Here is a 22,498-nt window from a genome sequence, read left to right on the forward strand (position 1 = left end):
ACAGTGTGCGTCAGAACAGGAAGTAACGCTGCGCCATGGGCAGTTCGGTGGCCGGCTCGCACACCAGCAATTGCCCGTCGGCACGCACCTGGTAGGTCTGCGCGTCGATCTCCATCTTCGGCAGATAGCTGTTGTGCACCATGTCGGCCTTCTTCACCGTGCGGCAGCCCTTGACGCCCACAATGGTCTTTCTCAGGCCGTATTGCTCGGGCAGGCCGGCCGCAATGGCGGCCTGGCTCATGAAGGTCAGCGAGGTGCGTGACATGGCGCCGGCAAAGGCGCCGAACATGGGCCGGTAATGAACCGGCTGCGGGGTGGGGATGGAGGCGTTGGGGTCGCCCATGGCGGCGGCTGCGATGAAGCCGCCCTTCATGATGATGCTGGGCTTGATGCCGAAGAAGGCCGGCTTCCAGATCACCAGATCGGCCCATTTGCCCTCTTCGATGCTGCCCACCTCGTGCGCGATGCCATGGGCCAGCGCCGGGTTGATGGTGTACTTGGCCACATAGCGCTTGACGCGCGCGTTGTCGTGGCGTGCGGTGTCACCGGGCAGTGCGCCACGCTGGGCCTTCATCTTGTGGGCCGTCTGCCAGGTGCGCAGAATGACCTCGCCGACGCGGCCCATGGCCTGCGAATCAGACGAGAACATGCTGATGGCGCCCAGGTCGTGCAGGATGTCTTCGGCGGCGATGGTCTCGCGGCGGATGCGGCTTTCGGCGAAGGCCAGGTCTTCGGCGATCGAGGCATCGAGGTGGTGACACACCATGAGCATGTCGAGGTGCTCGTCGATGGTGTTGACCGTGAAGGGGCGCGTCGGGTTGGTCGATGACGGCAGCACATTGGGCTCGCCCACCACCTTCATGATGTCGGGCGCGTGGCCACCGCCCGCGCCTTCGGTGTGGAAGCTGTGGATGGTGCGGCCCTTGAACGCGGCCACGGTGTCCTCCACAAAACCCGATTCATTGAGCGTATCCGTGTGGATGGCCACCTGGATGTCGGTTTCCTCGGCCACGCTCAGGCAGGTGTCGATGGCTGCAGGCGTGGTGCCCCAATCTTCGTGCAGCTTCATGCCGATCACGCCGGCGTCGACCTGCTGGCGCAAGGCCTCGGGGCGCGAGGCGTTGCCTTTGCCCAGAAAGCCCAGGTTCATTGGGAAGGCCTCGGCCGCCTTGAGCATCAGCGCGATGTTGTCGGGCCCCGGCGTGCAGGTGGTGGCGAAGGTGCCGGTTGCGGGGCCGGTGCCGCCGCCGATCATGGTGGTCACGCCGCTCATCAGCGCCTCTTCGATCTGCTGCGGGCAGATGAAGTGGATGTGCGTGTCGATGCCGCCGGCCGTGACGATCATGCCCTCAGCCGCCACGATCTCGGTGCCTGGGCCGATCACGATGTCGACGCCCGGTTGCACGTCGGGGTTGCCCGCTTTGCCAATCTTGACGATGCGGCCGGCCTTGATGCCGATGTCGGCCTTGATGATGCCCCAGTGGTCCACGATCAGGGCGTTGGTTAGCACGCAGTCGCACGCATCGCCCGCGGCCGGACCGTTGGGCCGCTGGCCCTGGCCCATGCCATCGCGGATGGTCTTGCCGCCGCCGAACTTGACCTCTTCACCATAGCCACCGGCTTGCAGTGTGAGGTCGCGCTCGACTTCGATGATGAGGTTGGTGTCGGCCAGGCGCACGCGGTCGCCGGTGGTGGGGCCGAACATCTCGGCATACGCGCGTCGGGGGATGCTTGCCATCTTGCGTGTGTCTTTCAGAGCTTGCCTTGCACCAGGCCGCGAAAGCCGTAGATGGTGCGGTCGCCAGCGAAGTCGACCAGTTCGACCGTGCGCTGCTGTCCGGGCTCAAAGCGCACGGCCGTGCCCGAGGCGATGTTGAGCCGCATGCCGCGTGCCGCCTCACGGTCGAAGCGCAGTGCGCCATTGGTTTCGGCGAAGTGGTAGTGGGAGCCGACCTGGATGGGCCGGTCGCCTGCGTTCTCGACCACCAGGGTCAGCGTGCGGCGTCCGGGGTTGAGGTCGATGTCGCCCGGGTCGGTCAGCAGTTCGCCGGGCTGCATCACTTGCGCCCCTTGAACCAGATCAGCGCCACCGCGACGGCGCCCACGGCGATGAAGCCCAGCACGTCAGTGGCGTGCCAGTGGGCCGCACCGGGCAGCCCGTGGCCCTCGTGGGCCAAGGACAGGGGGGTGATCAAGGCCAGCGAAGCGGCGGTCAGAACGGTGCGAAGGTGCGTCATGTTGGGGCTCGCGGTACGACGTGGGCCACTGGAGGGCGGCGTGGCGCACGTCAATTGAAAACGAATTGAACCAATGTGGTGCATAGCCTGTCAGCAGGGGTGACCATCTGCCGCGTCATGCAATGGGTTGGTGCACGGTCACCAATTTGGTGCCATCCGGAAATGTGGCCTCGACCTGAATCTCCGGGATCATGTCGGCCACGCCGTCCATCACGTCTTCACGCGTGAGCACGGTCTTGCCGTCGCTCATGAGCTGGGCCACGGTCTTGCCATCGCGTGCGCCTTCCATGATCGCGGCTGTGATCAGTGCGACGGCCTCGGGGTAATTGAGCTTGAGGCCGCGGGCTTTGCGACGTTCGGCAAGCAGCGCCGCTGTGAAGATCAGCAGCTTGTCTTTTTCGCGGGGAGTGAGTTCCATGAGCGTTATGCGTACTTGCGGCCTGCCATGGCCCGGCCGGCGGAATGGATGGGCGGCATTGAACTTGCGTTGCATGCTGCCCCAGTCAGACAGCCATCATGCAAGAGCCAGACCAGTTTCCTCCACCTTCGGGCGCCCCCGCCCAGGAAGCGCCCCAGCGGGTGGTCAAGGTGCGTCGGGATTACAACAGCTGGGTGGCTGACGAGACGCTGGAAGACTACGCGCTGCGCTTCACCCCCCGCTCTGCGCGCAAGTGGCGTGGCGCCTGGGTGGCCAACACAGCCTTTGGTGTGGCCTCGTTCCTGGTGCTGGAGGCCATCGGCGCCACGTTGCTGGTGGAGTACGGTTTCGTCAACGCCTTCTGGGCCATCGTGGCCACCGGTCTCATCATCCTGCTGGCCGGCTGGCCCATCAGCGTGTATGCCGCGCGCCATGGCGTCGACATGGACCTGCTCACCCGCGGGGCAGGTTTCGGCTACATCGGCTCGACCATCACCTCGCTGATCTACGCCTCGTTCACGTTCATCTTTTTTGCGCTGGAGGCCGCGGTGATGGCCTACGCGCTGGAGTTGGCGTTCGACATCCCGCCGGCCTGGGGCTACCTGATCTGTGCGCTGGTGGTGATCCCGCTGGTCACACACGGGGTGACCATCATCAGCTGGCTACAGGTGCTCACCCAGCCAATCTGGCTGATCATGCTCGTCGTGCCCTTTGTGTACGTGTTCCAGGCACATCCCGGCATCCTCGATGAGCTGGCGGGCTATGCGGGCAAGACCGGCACGCACAGTGGGTTCGACCTGCTGGCCTTTGGCTCGGCGCTGACCGTGGGCATCGCGCTGATCACGCAGATGGGCGAGCAGGCCGATTACCTGCGCTTCATGCCCGAGCCGCGCGCGGGCCGGCAGGCCTGGCGCTGGTGGGCCAATGTGTTCATCGGTGGGCCGGGCTGGGTCATCATGGGCGTGGCCAAGATGCTGGGCGGGGCCCTGCTGGCCTACCTGGCCATCCAGTATGCGATTCCCGTCGAGCAGGCGCTCGACCCCAACCAGATGTATCTGGTGGCCTGGGAAATGGTGGTCAGCCACCAGACCTGGGCCATTGCGGCGGTCGCCCTGTTCGTCGTGATCTCCCAGATCAAGATCAACGTGACCAACGCTTACGCCGGCTCGCTGGCCTGGTCGAACTTTTTCGCGCGCGTCACGCACAGCCACCCCGGCCGGGTGGTGTGGGTGGTGTTCAACGCGCTGATTGCCCTGCTGCTGATGGAGCTCAACGTGTTTCAGGCTCTGGGCAAGGTGCTGGGCCTGTACGCCAACATCGCCATCGCCTGGATGATGGCGGTGGTGGCCGATCTGGTTGTGAACAAGCCCATGGGGTGGTCGCCCCGTGGTATCGAGTTCAAGCGGGCGTATCTCTACGACATCAACCCGGTGGGTGTCGGGGCCATGATCCTGGCCTCGCTCGTGTCGATGTTGGCGCATGTGGGCTGGATGGGCGAGGTGGCCCAGGCGTTTTCGGCCGTCATTGCCATGGTGGTCGCGTTTGTGACCTCGCCCTTGATCGCCTGGGCGACCGGCGGCCGCTACTACCTGGCGCGCGCACCGCTGAATGTGGGCTGCGTCACGACACCTGCGCCCCCGTTGGACGAGGGCGCACCCTTGTCACGTGTGATCCGCCTCAAGGCGCTGCACCGCTGCACGGTGTGCGAGCGCGAGTACGAGGCCGACGACATTGCGCAGTGCCCGGCTTATCAGGGTTTCATCTGCTCGCTGTGCTGCTCGCTCGATGCGCGGTGTCAGGACCTATGCAAGCCCCACGCGCGGTGGGCCGTGCAGTGGCGGGCGCTGGCCACGCGACTGATGCCCGGTCCGGTCTGGCAGAGGGTGGACACCGAGTTGGGCCACTTTCTGCTCATCATGCTGGTGCTGGCCCCCCTGTTGGCGGCCCTGTTCGGGCTCGTCTACCAGCAGCAGCTCAAGGACATGGGCCTGATGGAGGCGGGGGCGCACGCGGTGGCGGCCGGCATGTTGCGCGACACCCTGATCAAGCTGTTCGCGGCACTGCTGCTGATCGTGGGCGTGGTGAGCTGGTGGGTGGTGCTCACGCACAAGAGCCGTACCGTGGCACAAGAGGAGTCCAACCGCCAGACGCACCTGCTCGTGCGCGAGATCGAGCTGCACCGCATCACCGACGAGAAGCTGCAGCAGGCCAAGCAGACGGCCGAGCAGGCCAACCAGGCCAAGAGCCGCTATATCTCCACCATCAGCCACGAGTTGCGCACGCCGCTCAACGGCATCCTGGGCTACGCCCAGTTGCTCGATGAAGACCTCAAGCTGCCTGAGCACGTGCGCCATGCTGTTGGCGTCATCAAGCGCGGGGGCGACCACCTGCTGTCGCTCATCGAAGGCACGCTGGACATTGCCCGCATCGAAAGCGGCAAGCTGACGTTGGACGTCAAGCCGGTGCTGTTGGGTGAGTTGCTGCGCCAGATCACCGACCTCATCGAACACGAGGCCCGGGCCAAGCAGTTGCGCTTCGTGGCCGACATCGATCCGGCCTTGCCTGAGGCCGTGCGGGCCGATGAGCGGCGGGTGCGCCAGATCCTCATCAATGTGCTCGGCAACGCCGTCAAGTTCACGCAGAGCGGCGAAGTCACGCTGCGTGTGCGCTACGCGCGCGAGATTGCGCACATCGAAGTCAGCGACACCGGGCCGGGCATTGCACAGGCCGAACTCGACAAGGTCTTTGAGCCGTTTGCGCGAGGCTCCTCCGCCGCTGGGGCGCCTGCCGGCGGCACCGGCCTGGGACTCACCATCAGCAAGATGCTCACCGACCTGATGGGTGGCGACATGACGGTACACAGCGTGCTGGGGCAGGGCACCACCTTCCGCATCAGGCTGTTCCTGCCCCAGGTGCGCCGGGCCGAGGTGGCGCAGGCCATGCCCCGCGGGCAGCGCATCGGCTATGTGGGCGATCGCCGTCGCGTCTGGACGGTCGACAACGAAGAAGCCGACCGCGGGCTCATCGTGCGCATCCTGGAGCCGCTGGGCTTTGAGGTGACCCCCTTGCCCTCGGGCCTGGAGTGTCTCCATCAGCTTCGTCAGTTGCCGACCTCGCAGCACCCGGACGCCATCTTCATGGATCTGGCCATGCCGGGGCTGGACGGCTGGGACACGCTGCGCGCCATCCGCGAGGAGCGGCTGACCGACGCGCCCGTGGCCATCGTCTCGGCCAATGCGTTCGACAAGGCGCTGGACAACGACGTGGGCATCGGCGCGGACGACTTCATCGTCAAGCCGGTGCGGGTGCCGGAGTTGCTCGACTGGCTGGGCCTGCGACTGGCGCTGCAATGGGTCGAGGCGGCGCGCCCGGCGGGCCTGCCGGGTGCCGCATCCACGGCGATGCCAGCCAGTGGCGAACGCAGCCCGACCGCGGCGGAACCGCTTCCCTCGGTCGAGGCGCTGCGGACGCTGGAAGACCAGATTCATGCCGGCTATGTGCGCGGGGTGCACAAGGTGCTTGACCAGATCGCGGCCTCGGAGCCGCAATGCGAGGCCTTTGTGCGCCGCCATCGGGACTGGGCGCGCCAGTTTCAGCTCGACGCCCTGGCCGCGTCGGTCAAAGCCAGCCTGACGCAGGCACAATCCTGACCGCACCCACCCGCAGGACCATGCTCGAACGCCTTGATCGCAGCCGTACCGATGTCGTGCTCATCGTTGACGATGTGCCTGACAACCTGTCGCTGTTGCACGATGCGCTCGACGAGGCCGGCTACACCGTGCTGGTGGCCACGCATGGCGAAGCGGCCCTGCAGCGGGCCACCCAGGCCGTGCCCGACATCGTCTTGCTCGACGCCATCATGCCGGGCATGGACGGCTTCGAGGTGGCGCGGCGGCTCAAGGCCCAGCCGGAGACCACTCACATTCCCATCGTGTTCATGACCGGCCTCAGTGAGACCGAGCACGTGGTGGCCGCCTTTCAGGCCGGCGGGGTGGACTACGTGGTCAAGCCCATCCGGCCGCGCGAGGTGCTGGCCCGCATCGAGGCCCACATGCACAGCGCCCGCCAGGCGCGCCAGGCGCGCAATGCGCTCGATGCCTTCGGCCATGCCTCGATGACGGTACGCATCAGCGATGGCCGCATCCTGTGGCAGACGCCGCTGGCCCGCAAGCTCATGCAGACCTTCTTCGATGTGCCGGAGACGGCTGCGCCCGCCGAGTTGGCCGACTGGCTGATGGTCCACGCGCCGCGCATGGCGCAGGCCATTGCTCAGGGGCAGGCGCCCGCCGTGCCGCCAGCATGGGTGGTCAACCTGGGCAACCGTCGGTTGAGCTTTGCGCTGCATCAGCCCACCGGCGACGACGAGTGGCTGCTGGTGATGCAGGAAAGCTCGGATCAGGCCGCCATGGAGGCACTCAGCCTCGAGTTCAAGCTGACCACGCGCGAAGCCGAGGTGCTGTACTGGGTGGTCAAAGGCAAGACCAACCGCGACATCGGCGACATCCTGGGCAGCAGCCCGGCCACCGTCAAGAAGCAACTCGAACACATCTTTGCCAAGCTGGGGGTAGAGACACGCACGGCTGCAGCCGGCCTGGCCATGAGCCGCGTGGCCTTGCTCAAGGCCCGCTGAGGGGGCCGTTGCCCTTCACAGCGCCGGCAGCGGCAGCGGTTCAGGGGTGTGTCCCTGGGCGATCAACCAGTCGCGCAGGGCCAGGCCGGTGGCGGCGGGCCAGTAGCGGGCTTTGGCCGGGGGAATGCGTTTGTAGTCCACCAGTTCGTGGTTCAGAACAATGCTGCCCCTGGCCACCACGTGATACGCGAGGATGAGCTGGTTCTGCCTGGTGAATGCGTAATGCCCGACGAAGCTGGCGGGCCCGACCGGGTCCAGCCCCAACTCTTCCTTGACCTCACGCAGCACGGCGTCGGCCGGGCTGGGATCGTGTCGCTCCAGAAAGCCCGTGATCAACGCATAGAAGGGCACGGGCCAGGCTGCGTTGCGGGCGAGGATGATGTCACCCTCGTGCTCCACAATCGCCGCCACCACCGGCACGGGGTTGTCCCAGTGGATGTAGCCGCAGGCCGGGTCGGGGCAGCGCAGCCGGGTCACGCCGTCCAGATCAGGAGCGGCGGCAGGGGCGACCGTGGTGAGTGGGGTGGCGCATTGAGGACAGTATTGAAAGCGCATGCGCCCAGCATAGGGCAAGCGCGCTCAGCCTGCCGGCCCACCCCGCCGCATCAGCGCCCGCTCGATGCGGCTGGACGCGGCACCCAGCGTGGCCTGGTGGACGGGCGCCAGCGCCGCCCAGCGGCCGGGGAAGTCAGCCAGCGCGGCATCCAGCACCGTGCGGTCGCTGGCGGCCGTGACGATGTCGTTGCCGCCTTCGTCGGACTCGACGGAGATGATCTGCCCATCAAAGGCTTTGTGGATGCGCTGGCGAATCAACCGCGCCTGTGCGGTTTCCGCCTGCACGTTGGCCACCATGAGCCCTTCGGGCGACAGCGCCCGGCGCACGGATTGGTAAAAACCGCGGCTGCACAGCGCCTCGGGCACCCCTTGGCCGTCAAAGCCATCGACCAGAATCAGGTCGTACCGTGCAGGCGGCGTACGCAGGAAGGCCGCGCCGTCGGCACAGACGATGCGGTGGCGTGCATCGTCAGGCGGGATGCAGAAGGTTTCGCGCAGGTCGATCACCGCGGGGTTGATCTCGACGGTGGTGAGGTCTGCGGCAGGCACATGCCGGTGCAGGTACTTCAGCATGGATCCGCCGCCGAGGCCGATCATCAACACCGATCTGGGTGCCGGCGCGATCAGCAAGGCGCCCATCATGGCCCGCGTGTAGTCGAGCACCAGGTCGTCCGGCGCGTCCAGCCGCATGCAACTCTGGATCAACGTGGTCGACAGGCTCAGCGAGCGGGTCTGGCGGTTGGTGTGGACGTGAACAGGCGTATCGGGCATGGGCATCGGCGCGGCAAGCCGACAGTCTAGATGCCTCGCCGCCATCTGGCGCGATACGTCATGACAGCGCCAACTGGTCTGATAAGCTGATCACATGACTGCAGTCTTGCACACCATCGAACGGCTCCCCCTGTCGGAAGCCCTCTATCGCCAACTCAAGGACCGCATCGTCGCGGGCGATTTCCGGCCCGGTGACCGGTTGCCCTCCGAGCGCGTGCTCAGCGAGGAAACGGGCGTCAACCGCGGGGCCGTGCGCGAGGCCATCAAGCGGTTGCAACAAGCCGGGCTGGTCGCGGTGCGACAGGGGGGCAACCATGAGGTGCTGGATTACCTGCAAGAGGCCGGGCCCGAGTTGCTGCCCTGGTTGTTGATGGACCGGCATGGCGTGTTCAGTCCGAAGGTCGTGCGCGATCTCATGGCCATGCGCTCGGTGCTGGCGCCCGAGATTGCCAGGGCGGCGGCGCTGCACGGGGGCGACGCGCTGCACGCCTCACTGTTGGCGACCTGGCAGACCATGGTGCTGCGGCAGGACGATGTGCGCGCCTTGCAACGCCATGCGCTGCAGTACTGGCAGGCCCTGGTGACGGGCAGCCAGAACGTGGCCTTCCAGTTGTCGTTCAACGCCATGCGCAAGAGCTACCTCAAGGCCTGGGACGCGATGACCACCGTGATGGCCGACGAGTTTCGTGATCTCGACAACCTGCGCGCGATCACCGACGCGGTGCTGCGGCGCGACCCTCTGGCTGCCACCGAGGCGGCGCGCCGTCATGTGCGCATCGGGGAACAGGCCATCGCCCGTTTGTTCGGAGAACAGTCATGAGCGTGCCGCGTGCGACCGATCCCACCATGCCGACGGCGCAGCAGACGGCGCGCGTCAACCCGATGCGGCCGCCAGCCGACTCGCCGCGCACGGCCGCCCAGGCGCTGGCCGTCTTCTGGCGCCACCCCAGCGTGTGGTTGTTGCTGGCCGGTTTCGTGGGCGTGACGGGCTGGCGGCTGGTGGAGGCCCCCCTGGGCTGGCTGGATGTGGCGCTGGTGGTGGCCGTCTGGGCGGTGTTTCCGTTCGTGGAGTGGGTGGTGCATGTGCACATGCTGCATTTCCGGCCGGTTCAGCTGGGGCGCTGGCGAATCGATTTCTACCTGCCACGCACCCACCGGCGTCACCATGCCGAGCCTTGGAATCTGCATTGGGTGTTCATCCCGCGTCATGTGCATGTGCTGGTGTTGGGCGGCATGTTGCTCAGCCTGCTGGCGACCGATATGGGGCGGCCCTGGTTGCTCACCATCTATGCCGCCTTTCTGATTCAGGGCCTGCATTACGAGTGGGTGCATTACCTCGCGCACATCCATTGGCAGCCACGGCTGGCCTATTACGCGCGGCGAGTCCGTGAACACCGATATCACCACTTCCGTCACGAGCGGCTGTGGTGGGGTGTCTCGCGCGGGCTGGCCGATGTGTGGCTGGGTACGGCGCCCGACGTCAAAGCCGTGGCGCGCAGCGACGGCACCACCGATCTGGGGATCAAAGGCTGACATCTGCCGCCCCGTTGCGCAATGCAACGGGCGCGCAAGCGGGTTGCGCAGGTCGCCGTACGCCATGTGGCGTATTCCGCGTTCCAGGGGCGCTGGGCACACTGAATCCATCGATTCACCAACCCACGCTTCCAAGGAGCGCTCACCCATGAAACTCACCCGTCGCAGTGCCGTTCAATCTCTGTCCGCGGTCGCCCTGGGCGTCGCCGGTCTGGCATTCAGCACCATGGCCCAGGCCGCCGACACCATCAAGGTCGGTGTGCTGCATTCGCTGTCCGGCACCATGGCCATCTCCGAGACGGTCCTCAAGGACACCGTGCTCATGGCCATCGACGAGATCAATGCCAAGGGTGGCCTGCTGGGCAAGAAGCTCGAGCCCGTGGTGGTCGACCCGGCTTCGAACTGGCCCCTGTTCGCTGAAAAGGCCAAGCAGCTGCTGACGCAGGACAAGGTGGCCGTCGTGTTCGGCTGCTGGACGTCCGTCTCGCGCAAGTCGGTGCTGCCGGTCTTCAAGGAGAACAACGGTCTGCTGTTCTATCCCGTGCAGTACGAAGGCGAAGAGCTCGAGAAGAACGTGTTCTACACGGGCGCGGCCCCCAACCAGCAGGCCATCCCTGCGGTGGAGTACCTGATGAGCAAGGACGGCGGCTCGGCCAAGCGCTTCGTGCTGCTGGGCACCGACTACGTCTACCCGCGCACCACCAACAAGATCCTGCGCGCCTTCCTGAAGTCCAAGGGCGTGTCGGACGCGGACATCATGGAGGAGTACACCCCCTTCGGTCACTCCGACTACCAGACCATCATCGCCAAGATCAAGAAGTTCTCGTCCGAAGGCAAGAAGACGGCCGTGATCTCCACCATCAACGGCGACTCCAACGTGCCCTTCTACAAGGAACTGGGCAACCAGGGCCTGAAGGCCAAGGACGTGCCGGTGGTGGCCTTCTCCGTGGGTGAAGAAGAGCTGCGCGGTGTGGACACCAAGCCCCTGGTCGGCCACCTGGCTGCATGGAACTACTTCATGTCCATCAAGAACCCGACCAACGACGACTTCATCAAGAAGTGGTCGGCTTACGCCAAGGCCAAGAACATCCCTGGCCACAAGGACAAGCCGCTGACCAATGACCCGATGGAAGCCACCTACATCGGCGTGAACATGTGGGCCCAGGCCGTGACCAAGGCCAAGACCACCGATGTCGATGCCGTGATCAAGGCCATGGGCGGCCAGACCTTCAAGGCCCCGAGCGGCTTCGTGGCCAAGATGGACGAGAAGAACCATCACCTGCACAAGCCGGTGTTCATCGGCGAGATCAAGGCCGATGGCCAGTTCCGCGTGGTGTGGAAGACGCCGGGCCCGATCAAGGCCCAGCCCTGGAGCCCCTTCATCGCCGGCAACGACAAGAAGAAGGACGAGCCCGAAGCCAAGTAAGGCACGCCCAGGCGGTGATCAGCTCACCGCCAGCCGGAGCGGGGCCAGGCGCCCCGGCTCCGGCTCGATGGATCGAACCTTGAAGCAAAGCGGTTCGCCCCGCTGGGTGCAACCCCCAGGGGGCGTTTTTTTTGCTTTGTCAGACGCAACGAGAGACAGGATATGTCCGACAACAACGGGTTGATGAGGAAATGCCGAGGCGGTCGCGCCGCTCGGTGGGCGGTATGGAGCCGGCTACTGTGGCAGGGCGTCTGCGCGCTGGCCCTGATCTGGAGCGGCCCCGTGGCCCACGCACTGACCCAGCAGGAGGCGCTGGCTGTCGCCGCGGGCGACAACGACAGTCGGGCCGAAGCCCTTCAGAAATGGGTCGGCCAGGTCGACGCCAGCAAGGAAGCCTTTCTCCAGGCCTTGCTCAACGACCAGGTCTGGGTCGCGGGTGAGCGCGTGCTCGTCGTGGAAGGCGATGCGGCGCGCGACGCGGCCACAGGCGAGTCGGTCAAGCTGCCAGCAGATGCCGAAGAGGTCGTCAACAACACGCGCATGGTCGGTGAGATCGAGGCGCTGCTGGCCGCGGGCAAGCTGCGCTCGCCCGACCGTGCCGTGCGTGCGGAGGGCATGGACGCCATCGAGGCGGCCCTGGACGGCAGCAAGTTGCCCGTCATCGATGCCGCGCTTGCACAGGAAACCGATCCCGTGCTGAAGGCGCGGCTGGTGCGCCTGCAGACAAAAGCCCAACTGCAGGCCGACGACCCCGCTGTCCGGCTGGCGGCCGCGCAGACGCTGGCTGCCAAAGCCAGCCCCGAGACGCGCAGTGTATTGATGGAGCGTCTGCAGGATGACGCCGAGACCGACCCGGCCGTGCGCGAGGCGCTGACCGAATCACTCAAGGCCATCGAGCGCAAGCTGGCCTGGGGCGAGTATGCAGGTGTGCTGTTCACCGGGGTGAGCCTGGGCTCCATCCTGCTGCTGGCTGCCCTCGGCCTGGCGATTACCTATGGCCTCATGGGCGTGATCAACATGGCGCATGGCGAGCTGATCATGATCGGCGCCTACGCCACCTTCCTGGTCCAGGCGCTGTTCCGGCAGTATCTGCCTGGCTGGTTCGACGCCTACATCCTATTGGCCATTCCGGCCTCCTTCCTGGCCTCTGCGCTGGTGGGGGCGGTGCTGGAGCGGTCCGTGTTCCGCTTTCTGTATGGCCGCCCGCTGGAGACACTGCTGGCCTCGTGGGGTATCAGCCTGATCCTGATGCAGGCCGTGCGCTCGGTGTTCGGCGCGCAGAACGTCCAGGTCGAGAACCCGGCTTGGATGTCGGGGGGCCTGCCGGTGCTGAGCAACCTCACGCTGCCCTACAACCGGCTGGCCATCATTGCCTTTGCAGCGCTGGTGCTGCTGGGCGTGACGCTGCTGATCGCGCGCACTCGGTTGGGTCTGTTCGTGCGCGGCGTGACCCAGAACCGGCCCATGGCCTCTTGCATGGGCGTCAACACCGCCCGCATCGACACGCTGGCGTTCTCACTGGGCGCGGGCATCGCCGGGCTCGCGGGCTGCGCGCTCTCGCAGATCGGCAATGTGGGTCCCGACCTGGGCCAGGGCTACATCGTCGACTCGTTCATGGTCGTTGTCACGGGTGGTGTAGGGCAGATCGCCGGCACGGTGTACGCCGCGCTGGGCTTGGGGATGATCAACAAGCTGCTGGAGGGGTGGTCAGGGGCTGTGCTGGCCAAGATCATGGTGCTGATCATGGTGGTGATCTTCATCCAGAAGCGTCCGCAAGGCCTGTTCGCCTTCAAGGGCCGCGAGGCATGACGCCGTCCCCTATACGACTGAGGTTTCCACGATGAGTTCAATCACACGTTCTGCCCTGCTCATGCCGCCCAGCGGGCTGCTGCTGGGCCCCACGGGATGGACGGCCCTGATGGCCGCAGTCATCAGCGTGGTGGTGCTGGCCCCGGTGCTCAACCTGATGGTGCCGGCCGATTCCGCCTTCCATCTGTCGGACTACATGCTCTCGCTGATCGGCAAGATCATGTGCTACGCCATCTGTGCGCTGGCCATGGACCTGATCTGGGGCTACACCGGCATCCTGTCGTTGGGTCACGGCCTGTTCTTCGCGCTGGGGGGCTATGGCATGGGCATGTACCTGATGCGGCAGATCGGCCGCGACGGCTCCTACGGCGCCGACATCCCCGACTTCATGGTCTTCCTCGACTGGAAAGAGGTGCCCTGGCATTGGGCCTGGAGCGAAAGCTTCATCGGCCAGATGTTGCTTGTGGTGCTGGTGCCGGGTCTGCTGGCCTTCGTGTTCGGCTTCTTTGCCTTCCGTAGCCGCATCAAGGGGGTGTACTTCTCGATCATCACCCAGGCCATGACGTTCGCGGCCATGCTGCTGTTCTTCCGCAATGAGACGGGCTTTGGCGGCAACAACGGCTTTACCGACTTCAAGCGCATCCTCGACATTCCCATCGCGCAGCCTTCCACCCGCATGGTGCTGTTCGTGGTCACAGGGCTCACCCTGATCGGCTTCTATCTGATGGCTCGGTGGTTGGTGAACACCAAGTTCGGTCGGGTCTTGCAGGCCATCCGTGATGCCGAGAGCCGCGTGATGTTCTGCGGCTACAACCCGCTGGCTTACAAGCTGACCATCTGGACGCTGTCTGCCGTGATGTGCGCCATCGCCGGGGCGCTGTACGTGCCGCAGGTGGGCATCATCAACCCCAGCGAGATGTCGCCGGCCGCCTCCATCGAGATGGCCATCTGGGCGGCAGTGGGCGGGCGGGCCACGCTGATCGGGCCGATCATCGGCGCTTTCTTCGTCAACGGTGCCAAGAGCTGGTTCACCATGGCCTTCCCGGAGTTCTGGTTGTACTTCCTGGGGCTGCTGTTCGTGCTGGTGACCCTGTTCCTGCCCGATGGCATCGTCGGTGGCGTGAAGAAGCTGTTCAACAAGAAGGCTGAGGTAAAGGCATGACCCCCGATCTGATGGAAGAAGGCGCCAAGACGCTGGCGCGTGCGTACAAGCTGCCCACCAACGCGGGCGAGTCGGGCGGGCGGGAGGCCAGCTACGGGCGCGTCGTCGAACCTGGCCAGCTCGATGTGGCCCACGGCTCCATCCTCTACCTAGAAGACATCGAGGTGAGTTTCGATGGCTTCAAGGCGCTCAACAAGCTCAGCCTGGATATCTCCGTGGGCGAAATGCGCTGCATCATCGGCCCCAATGGCGCAGGCAAGACCACGATGATGGACGTGATCACCGGCAAGACGCGGCCCGACAGCGGCACGGCCTTTTTCGGCTCGACCATCAACCTGTTGAGCATGCGCGAAAACGAGATCGCGCAGGCCGGCATCGGGCGCAAGTTCCAGAAGCCCACGGTGTTCGAGCAACTCAGCGTGTTCGAGAACCTGGAGCTGGCGCTCAAGGCTGACCGCAGCGCCCGTGCGTCGGTGTTCTTCAAGCTCAACAGCGAGCAGCTCGACCGCATCGGCGACATGCTGCAGCTCATCCATCTGAGAGACCAGGCCCAGCGCACAGCCGGGCTGTTGTCTCACGGGCAGAAGCAGTGGCTCGAGATCGGGATGCTGCTGATGCAGAACCCCAAGCTGCTGCTGCTGGACGAACCCGTGGCGGGCATGACCGACGAAGAGACCGAGCGCACGGCCGAGCTGTTTCTCTCGCTCGAAGGCAAGCACTCGCTCGTGGTGGTCGAGCACGACATGAAGTTCATCCACGAGCTCACCACTCAGGGCGCGACGGCCGACCGCAAGAAGGTGACGGTGCTGCATGAGGGCTCGGTTCTGGCCGAAGGCACGCTGGCCGATGTGCAGGCCAACGACAAGGTGGTCGAAGTCTATCTGGGGCGCTGACCGCGCCGCCTGCGGCGCAAGCGGGGCCGGGCGCCCTGCGCGAAGGAACAACACACATGCTGAACGTAGAAAGTGTCAACCAGTATTACGGCGGCTCGCACATCCTGCGGGGCCTGAGCTTCGAGGCCAAGGTGGGCGAGGTCACCGTGGTGCTGGGACGCAACGGCGTGGGCAAGACCACCTTGCTCAAGAGCCTGATGGGCTTGGTGCCCATCAAGAGCGGCGACATCCGGCTGGATGGCCAGTCGATCAACGGCCTCAAGCCTTACGAGCGCGTGCGCCGCGGCGTGGGCTATGTGCCCCAGGGGCGCGAGATCTTCGGCCGGCTCACCGTGGCCGAGAACCTGCAGATGGGCCTGGCCTCCAAGCCAGGCAGCACCCCGGTGCCCGAGCAGCTGTTCGAGCTGTTTCCGGTGCTCAAACAGATGATGCATCGACGCGGGGGCGACCTCTCGGGCGGGCAACAGCAGCAACTGGCCATTGCCCGGGCGCTGGCCGCCGGCCCCAAGGTGCTCATCCTGGACGAGCCCACCGAAGGCATCCAGCCCAGCATCATCAAGGACATCGGGCGGGCCATCCGCAAGCTGGCCGACGAGGGCTTGAATGGTGAGCGCATGGCCGTGGTGCTGGTCGAGCAGTTCTACGACTTCGCCGCCGAGCTGGCCGATCAGTACCTGGTGATGGAGCGCGGCGAGATCATCCGCCGCGGGCGGGGCCAAGACATGGAAGCCGACGGGGTTCGCCAGCTGATGTCCATCTGACGGCGGGCGGGGCAGGTAGACTCGGCAGCCTGTTGAACCCGGGCTGCCAAGCCCCGCCTCTGAAAGGATCTCCCATGCCCGTCGTGTCCTCCCCCTCCGGCCTGCAGTACGAAGACGTTGTCGAAGGCAGCGGCGCCACCGCCCAGGCTGGCCAGTACGTCAAGGTGCACTACACCGGCTGGCTGTACCAGGACGGCGTCAAGGGTGCCAAGTTCGATTCCAGCAAGGACCGCAACGACCCCTTCGCCTTCCCGCTGGGCGCCGGCCACGTGATCCGTGGCTGGGATGAAGGCGTGCAAGGCATGAAGGTGGGCGGCACCCGCATCCTCGTCATCCCGCCGCAGTTGGGCTACGGCGCACGTGGCGCAGGCGGCGTGATTCCGCCCAATGCCACGCTGATGTTCGAAGTCGAACTGCTCGACGTCTGAACGAGGCCGGCGCATGTTTGCTCCCAATCAGGAAACGGTGCGCCGTTTTTTCTGCCAGGCGTGGTCGCAGCACCGCGCCGGCGCACCGCTGGCGCCCATGGAGGCGCTGGCGGTTGACTGGATCTTGCACCACCCCGAGTACCACGACGACCTGGCCGATGTGGAGCAGGCCGTCGCAGCCCAGTTCACGGTGGAGGAAGGGCGCACCAACCCTTTTCTGCACCTGTCCATGCACCTGTCCATCTCTGAACAGGTGAGCATCGATCAGCCGCGCGGCATACGCGAGGCCGTCGAGCGGCTGGCTGCGAAACGCGGTTCGTTGCATGAAGCGCATCACGGTGTGATGGAGGCTCTGGGCGAAACCATCTGGGAATCGCAACGTCTGGGGCGCCCGCTGGATGCCCATGCCTACCTCGATCGGGTTCGCAGGCTGGCAACTAGCGACTGACCCCCTCGGTTTCGGTGTGACGCTTGTCACACAAATGCGGCTTGCCCTGCCGATTACCATCCATCCAGGGGAGTCGCTGGCGGTTTGTAACGTTTGAAACTGCCTAAACTTCGTGCACCTCTGCTTTTCTTGAGAGTGCACTGCAATGCCCATCCTCGCCATGTCCGCCGGCACCGTCACCGGCATCTGGGGTAACGCCTACATCCGTCTGCCCAACGGCAAGCTTCAACCGCTCAAGGTTGGCGACAAGGTCAAGGGCGGGCAACACATCGTCACCGAAGACAACGGCATCGTTCAGATCACGCCCGAGAAGGGCCCGCCCGTGGCGGTGGCCAGCAAGCCGGCGGAGCCTGTCGAGCAGGCCATTGCCGCCATCGAGGCCGATGATCCGCTCGAGGCCCCCGCGGCCGGTCTGCAAGGCGGTGCGGGCGGCGGCTTGCTGCCTGGTTTGCGCGTGGACCGCGTTCAGGAAGGGGTATCGCCCCTGTCGTACCAGTACGGTACCGAGCGCGATCCCTCGGGCTTCCCCATCGGCTCGACCGCCGATCAGCGCGAACTGCCTGCGAGCGAGCCTCCGTCTCCGCCAACAGCACCGCCCCAGATCGACCTGGACGCCAACGACTCCGTGGCGCCCGGCACCGGCTATGCAGGCTTGGCGCTGGGCAACGGCAAGGCGGTGGCCATTGTCGATACCGATGTCCTGATCACCGATGCCGACAGCACCAACCTGCAGGGTGCCACGGTGGTGCTGACCAACCCACAGGCCGGCGACACGCTCAACATCGGCACGCTGCCGGCCGGCATCACCGCCACGCTCAGCGCAGACGGCAACACCATCACGCTGTCCGGTTCTGCCACGCTGGCCGCCTACCAGGATGCGTTGCGCGCCATCACATTCCAGTCCAAGACCGGCGATCCATCGACCACGCCGCGGCTTATTGAAGTGACGGTGACCGACGGCACGAACACCAGCAACACCGCGGTCAGCACCATCACGGTTCAGCAGCCACCGGTCCTGTTGGTCGACGCGCAAGGAGCGGTCGAAGGCAAGGATCTGCGCTTCACCCTCGCGCTGACCCGGCCAATCGACGAGCCGGTGACCGTGAAGCTTGCGCTCAAGAACGGTACGGACCTGCCCGGCACGTCTCAGAATGAATCCGGCACGGTGGGGGTGGACACGGCCACGACGCTGTATTACGAGGCCAGCCCGGGCAACTGGGTACCCGTTCCCGCATCGGGCGAACTGACGTTCGCGCCCGGCCAGCAGACGATCAATCTGAAGCTGGCCACCATCGATGACCTGTTGATCGAGCCCAGCGAGTTTGTGCGCCTGGAAGTGGACGTCGTTGCCGGCCCCACCCGGAATGCCAGCGCAGCCAACGAGGCCGAGATCATTGACAACGACACGGCCCCGGTTCTGGATCTGGATGGCGATGATTCCAGTGGGGCCGTCGGCTCGGGTTACCAGACCAGCTATGTCGGTAAGGGGCAGGGCGTCGCCGTCGTGGACGCGGATGTGGTGGTCAAGGACGAGGACGGTACGCCCATTCAGTCGGCCACGGTCACGCTGACCAACGCCCAGCCCGGCGACAAGCTGTCGGTCGGCCCGCTTCCGGCAGGACTGTCTGCCACGGTGGTGGACAACGTGGTGACGATCACTGGCAGCGCCTCGGCAGCCGATTACCAGACGGCACTGCGCGCCATTCGTTTCAGCAACGACAACGCGGACGTGAGCACGACGCCACGCTCGCTGGACGTGGTGGTGTCCGATGGCGCGAATGTGAGCAACACGGCCACCACCGTCATCACGGTGCAGCAGCCGCCGGTTTTGTTGGTCGACGCCCAGGGTGCGGTCGAGGGCAAGGATCTGGGCTTCACCATTGCGCTGACGCAGCCGGTCAATGAGCCAGTGACCGTGAAGCTGACCCTCAAGGACGGCACGGATCTGCCGGGCACGTCTCAGAACGAATCGGCAACGGTCGGTGTGGACACGGCGACCGCGCTGTACTATGAGGCCAGCCCGGGCAACTGGCTGCCCGTGCCGGCATCGGGCGAACTGACCTTCGCACCCGGTCAGCAGACCATCAATCTGAAGCTGGCCACGGAGGACGACCTCCTTGTGGAGGCGGACGAGTTCGTGCGTCTGGAGGTCGACGTCATTGCTGGCCCGACGCGCAATGCCAGCGCCGCCAACGAGGCGCAGATCCTGGACAACGATACGGCCCCAGTGCTGGATCTGGATGCCGATGATTCGGCCGCACCGGGTTCGGGCTACGCCGCCACCTTTACCGAGGATGGCGAGCCGGTCGGTATCGTCGATGCCGACGTCTCGATCAGCGACGACGACGGGACACCCATCCAGCGTGCTGAAGTCACGCTGCTCAACCCGCAGTCCGGAGACGCCCTGCTTGTCATCGGCGAGTACCCCTCGAATCTCACGCTGACCATCGTGGATGGCGGCACGCGCGTGGTGATCACCGGCAGTGCGCCGCCGGCTGACTACCAGACGGCCTTGCGCGCCATCGGCTTCCACAACACCTCTGACACGCCCGTCACCACACCGCGCGAAATCTCGGTGGTCGTGTCCGATGGTGTCAATGACAGCAACGTGGCGACGTCAGTCATCGCTGTGACCGCGGTCAACGATGCGCCGGTCGTCAAGCCCTCGGTGGGAGATGTGTCGGAAGAGGGGTTGCCCAAGGGCCTGGCCGACAACGATGGCACAGGTGACAACACCGACAGCGCCGTCCACACCGGCCAGATCGTGATGACCGATCCGGATGGCGACCTCTTGACGGTGAGCTTTGTGGCGCCGAGCACCCCGGTGTACGTGGTGGGGTCCTCCACGCCCATCAGCTGGACGCCGGACGGCGCTGGCGGTTTGATTGGTCAGGTGGGTTCGCAAGTGGCTGCAACCCTGGAGGTTGGGGAGGAAGGCGCTTATACCTTCACCTTGAAGATGCCGCTGCAGCATGCAGCGCAGGGTGAAGACGTGCTGCCCATTGTCTTTGGCGTGCGGGTCAGCGATGGCCAGGCCACGACGGAGTCGACGCTGACAATTCGGGTCCAGGACGATGCGCCTGCCGAGATCGCCCCTCAAAGCCGCGATGTCGCGGCGCTCGATACCAACCTGCTGATCGTGCTGGATACGTCGTCCAGCATGCGTGCCCCCTCTGGCATCAACGAAGTCGATGAGGATGGCGGCATCTCCCGGCTGGCGGCGGCCGTGCAGGCGATCGGCAAGCTGCTGGATCGTTACGACGACTTCGGGAACGTGGCCGTCCGGCTTGTGACCTTCAACAACACCGCGCAGACTGTCGGCGACACCTGGCTGACCGTGAACCAGGCGAAGGCCTTGCTGGCCACCGTGACCGTCAACGGTGCGACGAACTACGACTTTGCGCTTCAGCAGGCCATGACTGCCTTCGGCACCCCCGAAGGCAAGCTGGGCAATGCGCAGAACGTGGCTTACTTCCTGTCAGACGGCAACCCGACGCTGTCTTCGCGTTTCCCGAATCCGGGCGCGCCCCAGGACGGCAACACCACGCAACCCGGTCTGGGCGATGGCATTGATGCCAACGAGGAGGCGGTCTGGCGCAGCTTCCTGCTTGAGAATCAGATCAAGAGCTATGCCATTGGCATGGGCCGAGAGGTGGAAACCCGGTACCTCAACCCGATCGCTTATGACGGTCATGCCGGCGTGGACGCTGATGGCGTGGTCGTGCAGGATTTTGCACAGCTGGAGTCCGTCCTCAATACGACGGCCAGCGAGTTTGCCACCGGCAATCTGGCCGCCACCGGGGCGCTGGAGCCTGCCATGGGGGCCGATGGCTTCCAGCGTGTCGAGTCCATCACGGTGGACGGCAAGACCTACTTCTTCGACCCGGCTCAAAGCTCCCTGCAGATCCAGACCAGCCTGGGCGGCACCCTGACGGTCAACATGCTGACGGGCGACTACCGGTACGCCGCGCCGCCCGCCGTGGTGGGCAAGCAGATCGAGCAGTTCGGCTTCACGCTGAGCGACGGCGATGGCGACAGGGTCGACTCCGTGCTGACCATCAACGTGGACAAAGCTCAGGTCATCAGCGGCACGGCGGCAGACAACACCCTGACGGGCTCGGACGGCGCAGATGTGATCTACGGCGGTGGCGGCAACGACATCCTGTTGGGTGGGGCAGGCAACGACCTCATCTATGGCGGGGAAGGCAACGACCGCATCGTGGGCGGCAAGGGCAACGACATCCTCATCGGTGGGCCGGGTAAGGACGTGTTCGAGTGGCGCTTCGGCGACCAGGGTGCGTCTGGCAGCGATGCCGACCGAGCGGTCGACACGATCCGTGATTTCAACACCTTGCCTGCCAGCGCAGGCGGCGATGTCCTGGATCTGCGGGATCTGTTGCAAGGCGAGAACACGGCGGGAGGCACCGGCAACCTCGACAGCTATCTGCGCTTCGAACAGGCGGGCGCCGACACCATCATCCACGTCAGTCCGACGGGTGACTTCACCGGGATTGGAGGCGGAACAGAGTCGCAGCGCATTGTGCTGGAAGGCGTGAACCTCCGTGCAGACTTGTCGCTGTCAAGCGGCTCGGGCGACGTCGAGGTGATTGCCAAGCTGCTGGAGCAGGGCAAGCTGCTGGTGGATAACACCTGAGCGCGGACTGCAGACGTGAACAAGCCCGCCGAAAGGCGGGCTTGTTCTTTGTGGACGGCGCTGAACGGTGCCAGTCAGCGGAACCGCGCCTGAGGCACTGTGCGCAGGTCGCCCGGCAGGCCGGCCATGTAGTTGGCCAGCAACTTCAGTTCGGCCCGGGTGAAATCCTTCATCTGCGCCGCCATGATCGCATTGGCCCGCCCGATGTAAGGATTGTTGTCGATCTGATAGGCGCGCATGGCCACCAGCAGGTAATCGGCATGCTGGCCCGCCAGCTTGGGATAGGCTGAATCGATGGGCTTGTTGAGGTTTTCCCCATGGCAGGCCACGCAGTTGCCACGTGTGAGCAACGCCTGGATCTGCTGGCTGGGCACTGGCACAGTGCGCGAGGAGGCCGGCGCGGCGCCTTGCCCGTGGGACTCGTAGTAGGCCGACAGGTCGGCGATGTCCTGGTCGGTCAGCGAGGCCGAAATGCCGCGCATGGTCGGGTGCTTGCGGTCGCCCTTGCGATAGGCCGACAGGGCCGCGCTTAGGTAGCGCGCGTTCTGCCCCGAGATCATCGGCACCTTGTGGATCTCCGGAAAGCTGGACTGGTAGCCCGGGATGCTGTGGCAGCCGATGCACATGGCTGCCTTTTGCTTGCCGGCGGCCGGATCACCGGTGACCGGGTCCTGTGCAAGGGCATGGGAGCTGGCCAGCGCGGCGGTGGCAAGGCATCCCAGGATCCGGATCGAGCGGGGCAGAATGTTCATGAGTAGGGGGACCTCGGACGA

At 65.4% G+C, this 22,498-nt stretch carries 19 protein-coding genes; 12 read left to right on the forward strand and 7 right to left on the reverse strand.

Features of this window, described 5'->3' with window-relative positions; translation table 11 throughout:
* Positions 1 to 10: 10 nt before the first annotated feature.
* The 4 genes from ureC to GTZ97_RS03945 form a co-directional block, all read right to left on the reverse strand.
* Positions 11 to 1,738 carry an urease subunit alpha gene (gene ureC / locus GTZ97_RS03930; RefSeq protein WP_161649228.1) on the reverse strand — a complete coding sequence of 576 codons (1,728 nt, stop codon included), beginning with the start codon at positions 1,736 to 1,738 and terminating at the stop codon, positions 11 to 13.
* A 14-nt stretch (positions 1,739 to 1,752) separates the two neighbouring features.
* Positions 1,753 to 2,058, reverse strand: coding sequence for an urease subunit beta (locus tag GTZ97_RS03935; RefSeq protein WP_161649229.1), 306 nt, complete (start codon positions 2,056 to 2,058; stop codon positions 1,753 to 1,755).
* Positions 2,058 to 2,237 carry a hypothetical protein gene (locus GTZ97_RS03940; protein WP_161649230.1) on the reverse strand — a complete coding sequence of 60 codons (180 nt, stop codon included), beginning with the start codon at positions 2,235 to 2,237 and terminating at the stop codon, positions 2,058 to 2,060. Before GTZ97_RS03940 ends, GTZ97_RS03935 begins: the two co-directional genes overlap by 1 nt.
* A gap of 115 nt (positions 2,238 to 2,352) precedes the next feature.
* Positions 2,353 to 2,655 (reverse strand): urease subunit gamma, encoded by a 303-nt coding sequence (locus tag GTZ97_RS03945; RefSeq protein WP_161649231.1) that lies wholly within the window; start codon positions 2,653 to 2,655, stop codon positions 2,353 to 2,355.
* A 98-nt stretch (positions 2,656 to 2,753) separates the two neighbouring features.
* Between GTZ97_RS03945 and GTZ97_RS03950 the strand changes: the two genes are divergently transcribed.
* Together GTZ97_RS03950 and GTZ97_RS03955 are read left to right on the forward strand one after the other, a co-directional pair.
* Positions 2,754 to 6,305 carry a hybrid sensor histidine kinase/response regulator gene (locus tag GTZ97_RS03950; protein WP_161649232.1) on the forward strand — a complete coding sequence of 1,184 codons (3,552 nt, stop codon included), beginning with the start codon at positions 2,754 to 2,756 and terminating at the stop codon, positions 6,303 to 6,305.
* Positions 6,306 to 6,325: 20 nt separating this feature from the next.
* Positions 6,326 to 7,285, forward strand: coding sequence for a response regulator (locus tag GTZ97_RS03955; protein WP_161649233.1), 960 nt, complete (start codon positions 6,326 to 6,328; stop codon positions 7,283 to 7,285).
* 15 nt (positions 7,286 to 7,300) lie between these two features.
* Here GTZ97_RS03955 and GTZ97_RS03960 read toward each other — a convergent pair whose 3' ends face one another.
* Both GTZ97_RS03960 and GTZ97_RS03965 read right to left on the reverse strand, forming a co-directional pair.
* Positions 7,301 to 7,840, reverse strand: coding sequence for an NUDIX domain-containing protein (locus GTZ97_RS03960; protein WP_161649234.1), 540 nt, complete (start codon positions 7,838 to 7,840; stop codon positions 7,301 to 7,303).
* A gap of 24 nt (positions 7,841 to 7,864) precedes the next feature.
* Positions 7,865 to 8,611: a fused MFS/spermidine synthase gene (locus tag GTZ97_RS03965; RefSeq protein WP_161649235.1), complete on the reverse strand. Its 747-nt coding sequence runs from the start codon at positions 8,609 to 8,611 to the stop codon at positions 7,865 to 7,867.
* Between the two features lie 94 nt (positions 8,612 to 8,705).
* Here GTZ97_RS03965 and GTZ97_RS03970 point away from each other — a divergent pair, with 94 nt between their 5' ends.
* The 10 genes from GTZ97_RS03970 (at position 8,706) to GTZ97_RS16955 (ending at position 21,725) form a co-directional block, all read left to right on the forward strand.
* Positions 8,706 to 9,431 (forward strand): FadR/GntR family transcriptional regulator, encoded by a 726-nt coding sequence (locus tag GTZ97_RS03970; RefSeq protein ID WP_161649236.1) that lies wholly within the window; start codon positions 8,706 to 8,708, stop codon positions 9,429 to 9,431.
* Positions 9,428 to 10,144 carry a sterol desaturase family protein gene (locus GTZ97_RS03975; protein ID WP_161649237.1) on the forward strand — a complete coding sequence of 239 codons (717 nt, stop codon included), beginning with the start codon at positions 9,428 to 9,430 and terminating at the stop codon, positions 10,142 to 10,144. Before GTZ97_RS03970 ends, GTZ97_RS03975 begins: the two co-directional genes overlap by 4 nt.
* A 148-nt stretch (positions 10,145 to 10,292) precedes the next feature.
* On the forward strand, positions 10,293 to 11,570 hold the full coding sequence (urtA, locus tag GTZ97_RS03980) for an urea ABC transporter substrate-binding protein (protein ID WP_161649238.1): 1,278 nt from the start codon (positions 10,293 to 10,295) through the stop codon (positions 11,568 to 11,570).
* A 183-nt stretch (positions 11,571 to 11,753) separates the two neighbouring features.
* Positions 11,754 to 13,379 (forward strand): urea ABC transporter permease subunit UrtB, encoded by a 1,626-nt coding sequence (gene urtB, locus GTZ97_RS03985; RefSeq protein ID WP_161649239.1) that lies wholly within the window; start codon positions 11,754 to 11,756, stop codon positions 13,377 to 13,379.
* Between the two features lie 31 nt (positions 13,380 to 13,410).
* Positions 13,411 to 14,541, forward strand: coding sequence for an urea ABC transporter permease subunit UrtC (gene urtC, locus GTZ97_RS03990; RefSeq protein ID WP_161649240.1), 1,131 nt, complete (start codon positions 13,411 to 13,413; stop codon positions 14,539 to 14,541).
* Positions 14,538 to 15,434, forward strand: coding sequence for an urea ABC transporter ATP-binding protein UrtD (urtD, locus tag GTZ97_RS03995; RefSeq protein WP_161649241.1), 897 nt, complete (start codon positions 14,538 to 14,540; stop codon positions 15,432 to 15,434). The genes urtC and urtD overlap by 4 nt, the downstream gene beginning before the upstream one ends.
* 56 nt (positions 15,435 to 15,490) lie before the next feature.
* Positions 15,491 to 16,195, forward strand: coding sequence for an urea ABC transporter ATP-binding subunit UrtE (gene urtE / locus GTZ97_RS04000; RefSeq protein ID WP_161649242.1), 705 nt, complete (start codon positions 15,491 to 15,493; stop codon positions 16,193 to 16,195).
* Positions 16,196 to 16,269: 74 nt separating this feature from the next.
* Positions 16,270 to 16,623, forward strand: a complete 354-nt coding sequence (locus GTZ97_RS04005) for an FKBP-type peptidyl-prolyl cis-trans isomerase (protein ID WP_161649243.1) — start codon at positions 16,270 to 16,272, stop codon at positions 16,621 to 16,623.
* Positions 16,624 to 16,636: 13 nt separating this feature from the next.
* Positions 16,637 to 17,071 carry a DUF1841 family protein gene (locus GTZ97_RS04010; protein WP_161649244.1) on the forward strand — a complete coding sequence of 145 codons (435 nt, stop codon included), beginning with the start codon at positions 16,637 to 16,639 and terminating at the stop codon, positions 17,069 to 17,071.
* 160 nt (positions 17,072 to 17,231) lie between these two features.
* Positions 17,232 to 21,725, forward strand: a complete 4,494-nt coding sequence (locus GTZ97_RS16955; RefSeq protein ID WP_161649245.1) for a type I secretion C-terminal target domain-containing protein — start codon at positions 17,232 to 17,234, stop codon at positions 21,723 to 21,725.
* A gap of 74 nt (positions 21,726 to 21,799) precedes the next feature.
* Here the strand turns inward: GTZ97_RS16955 and GTZ97_RS04020 are convergent, their stop codons facing one another.
* Positions 21,800 to 22,468, reverse strand: coding sequence for a c-type cytochrome (locus tag GTZ97_RS04020; protein WP_161649545.1), 669 nt, complete (start codon positions 22,466 to 22,468; stop codon positions 21,800 to 21,802).
* Between the last annotated feature and the right edge of the window lie 30 nt (positions 22,469 to 22,498).

Source organism: Aquabacterium fontiphilum (assembly GCF_009909205.1).
Lineage (GTDB): Bacteria > Pseudomonadota > Gammaproteobacteria > Burkholderiales > Burkholderiaceae_C > Aquabacterium > Aquabacterium fontiphilum.

What these genes read in the sequence shown, in the direction of transcription:
- GTZ97_RS04005 (WP_161649243.1), top strand. Translation starts at nt 16,270, where the DNA reads ATGCCCGTCGTGTCCTCCCCCTCCGGCCTGCAGTACGAAGACGTTGTC.
- urtD (WP_161649241.1), top strand. Translation starts at nt 14,538, where the DNA reads ATGACCCCCGATCTGATGGAAGAAGGCGCCAAGACGCTGGCGCGTGCG.
- urtE (WP_161649242.1), top strand. Translation starts at nt 15,491, where the DNA reads ATGCTGAACGTAGAAAGTGTCAACCAGTATTACGGCGGCTCGCACATC.
- GTZ97_RS03950 (WP_161649232.1), top strand. Translation starts at nt 2,754, where the DNA reads ATGCAAGAGCCAGACCAGTTTCCTCCACCTTCGGGCGCCCCCGCCCAG.
- ureC (WP_161649228.1), bottom strand. Translation starts at nt 1,738, where the DNA reads ATGGCAAGCATCCCCCGACGCGCGTATGCCGAGATGTTCGGCCCCACC.
- GTZ97_RS03945 (WP_161649231.1), bottom strand. Translation starts at nt 2,655, where the DNA reads ATGGAACTCACTCCCCGCGAAAAAGACAAGCTGCTGATCTTCACAGCG.
- GTZ97_RS03965 (WP_161649235.1), bottom strand. Translation starts at nt 8,611, where the DNA reads ATGCCCGATACGCCTGTTCACGTCCACACCAACCGCCAGACCCGCTCG.
- urtB (WP_161649239.1), top strand. Translation starts at nt 11,754, where the DNA reads ATGAGGAAATGCCGAGGCGGTCGCGCCGCTCGGTGGGCGGTATGGAGC.
- GTZ97_RS03940 (WP_161649230.1), bottom strand. Translation starts at nt 2,237, where the DNA reads ATGACGCACCTTCGCACCGTTCTGACCGCCGCTTCGCTGGCCTTGATC.
- urtA (WP_161649238.1), top strand. Translation starts at nt 10,293, where the DNA reads ATGAAACTCACCCGTCGCAGTGCCGTTCAATCTCTGTCCGCGGTCGCC.
- GTZ97_RS04010 (WP_161649244.1), top strand. Translation starts at nt 16,637, where the DNA reads ATGTTTGCTCCCAATCAGGAAACGGTGCGCCGTTTTTTCTGCCAGGCG.
- GTZ97_RS03955 (WP_161649233.1), top strand. Translation starts at nt 6,326, where the DNA reads ATGCTCGAACGCCTTGATCGCAGCCGTACCGATGTCGTGCTCATCGTT.
- GTZ97_RS03935 (WP_161649229.1), bottom strand. Translation starts at nt 2,058, where the DNA reads ATGCAGCCCGGCGAACTGCTGACCGACCCGGGCGACATCGACCTCAAC.
- GTZ97_RS03960 (WP_161649234.1), bottom strand. Translation starts at nt 7,840, where the DNA reads ATGCGCTTTCAATACTGTCCTCAATGCGCCACCCCACTCACCACGGTC.
- urtC (WP_161649240.1), top strand. Translation starts at nt 13,411, where the DNA reads ATGAGTTCAATCACACGTTCTGCCCTGCTCATGCCGCCCAGCGGGCTG.
- GTZ97_RS03975 (WP_161649237.1), top strand. Translation starts at nt 9,428, where the DNA reads ATGAGCGTGCCGCGTGCGACCGATCCCACCATGCCGACGGCGCAGCAG.
- GTZ97_RS16955 (WP_161649245.1), top strand. Translation starts at nt 17,232, where the DNA reads ATGTCCGCCGGCACCGTCACCGGCATCTGGGGTAACGCCTACATCCGT.
- GTZ97_RS03970 (WP_161649236.1), top strand. Translation starts at nt 8,706, where the DNA reads ATGACTGCAGTCTTGCACACCATCGAACGGCTCCCCCTGTCGGAAGCC.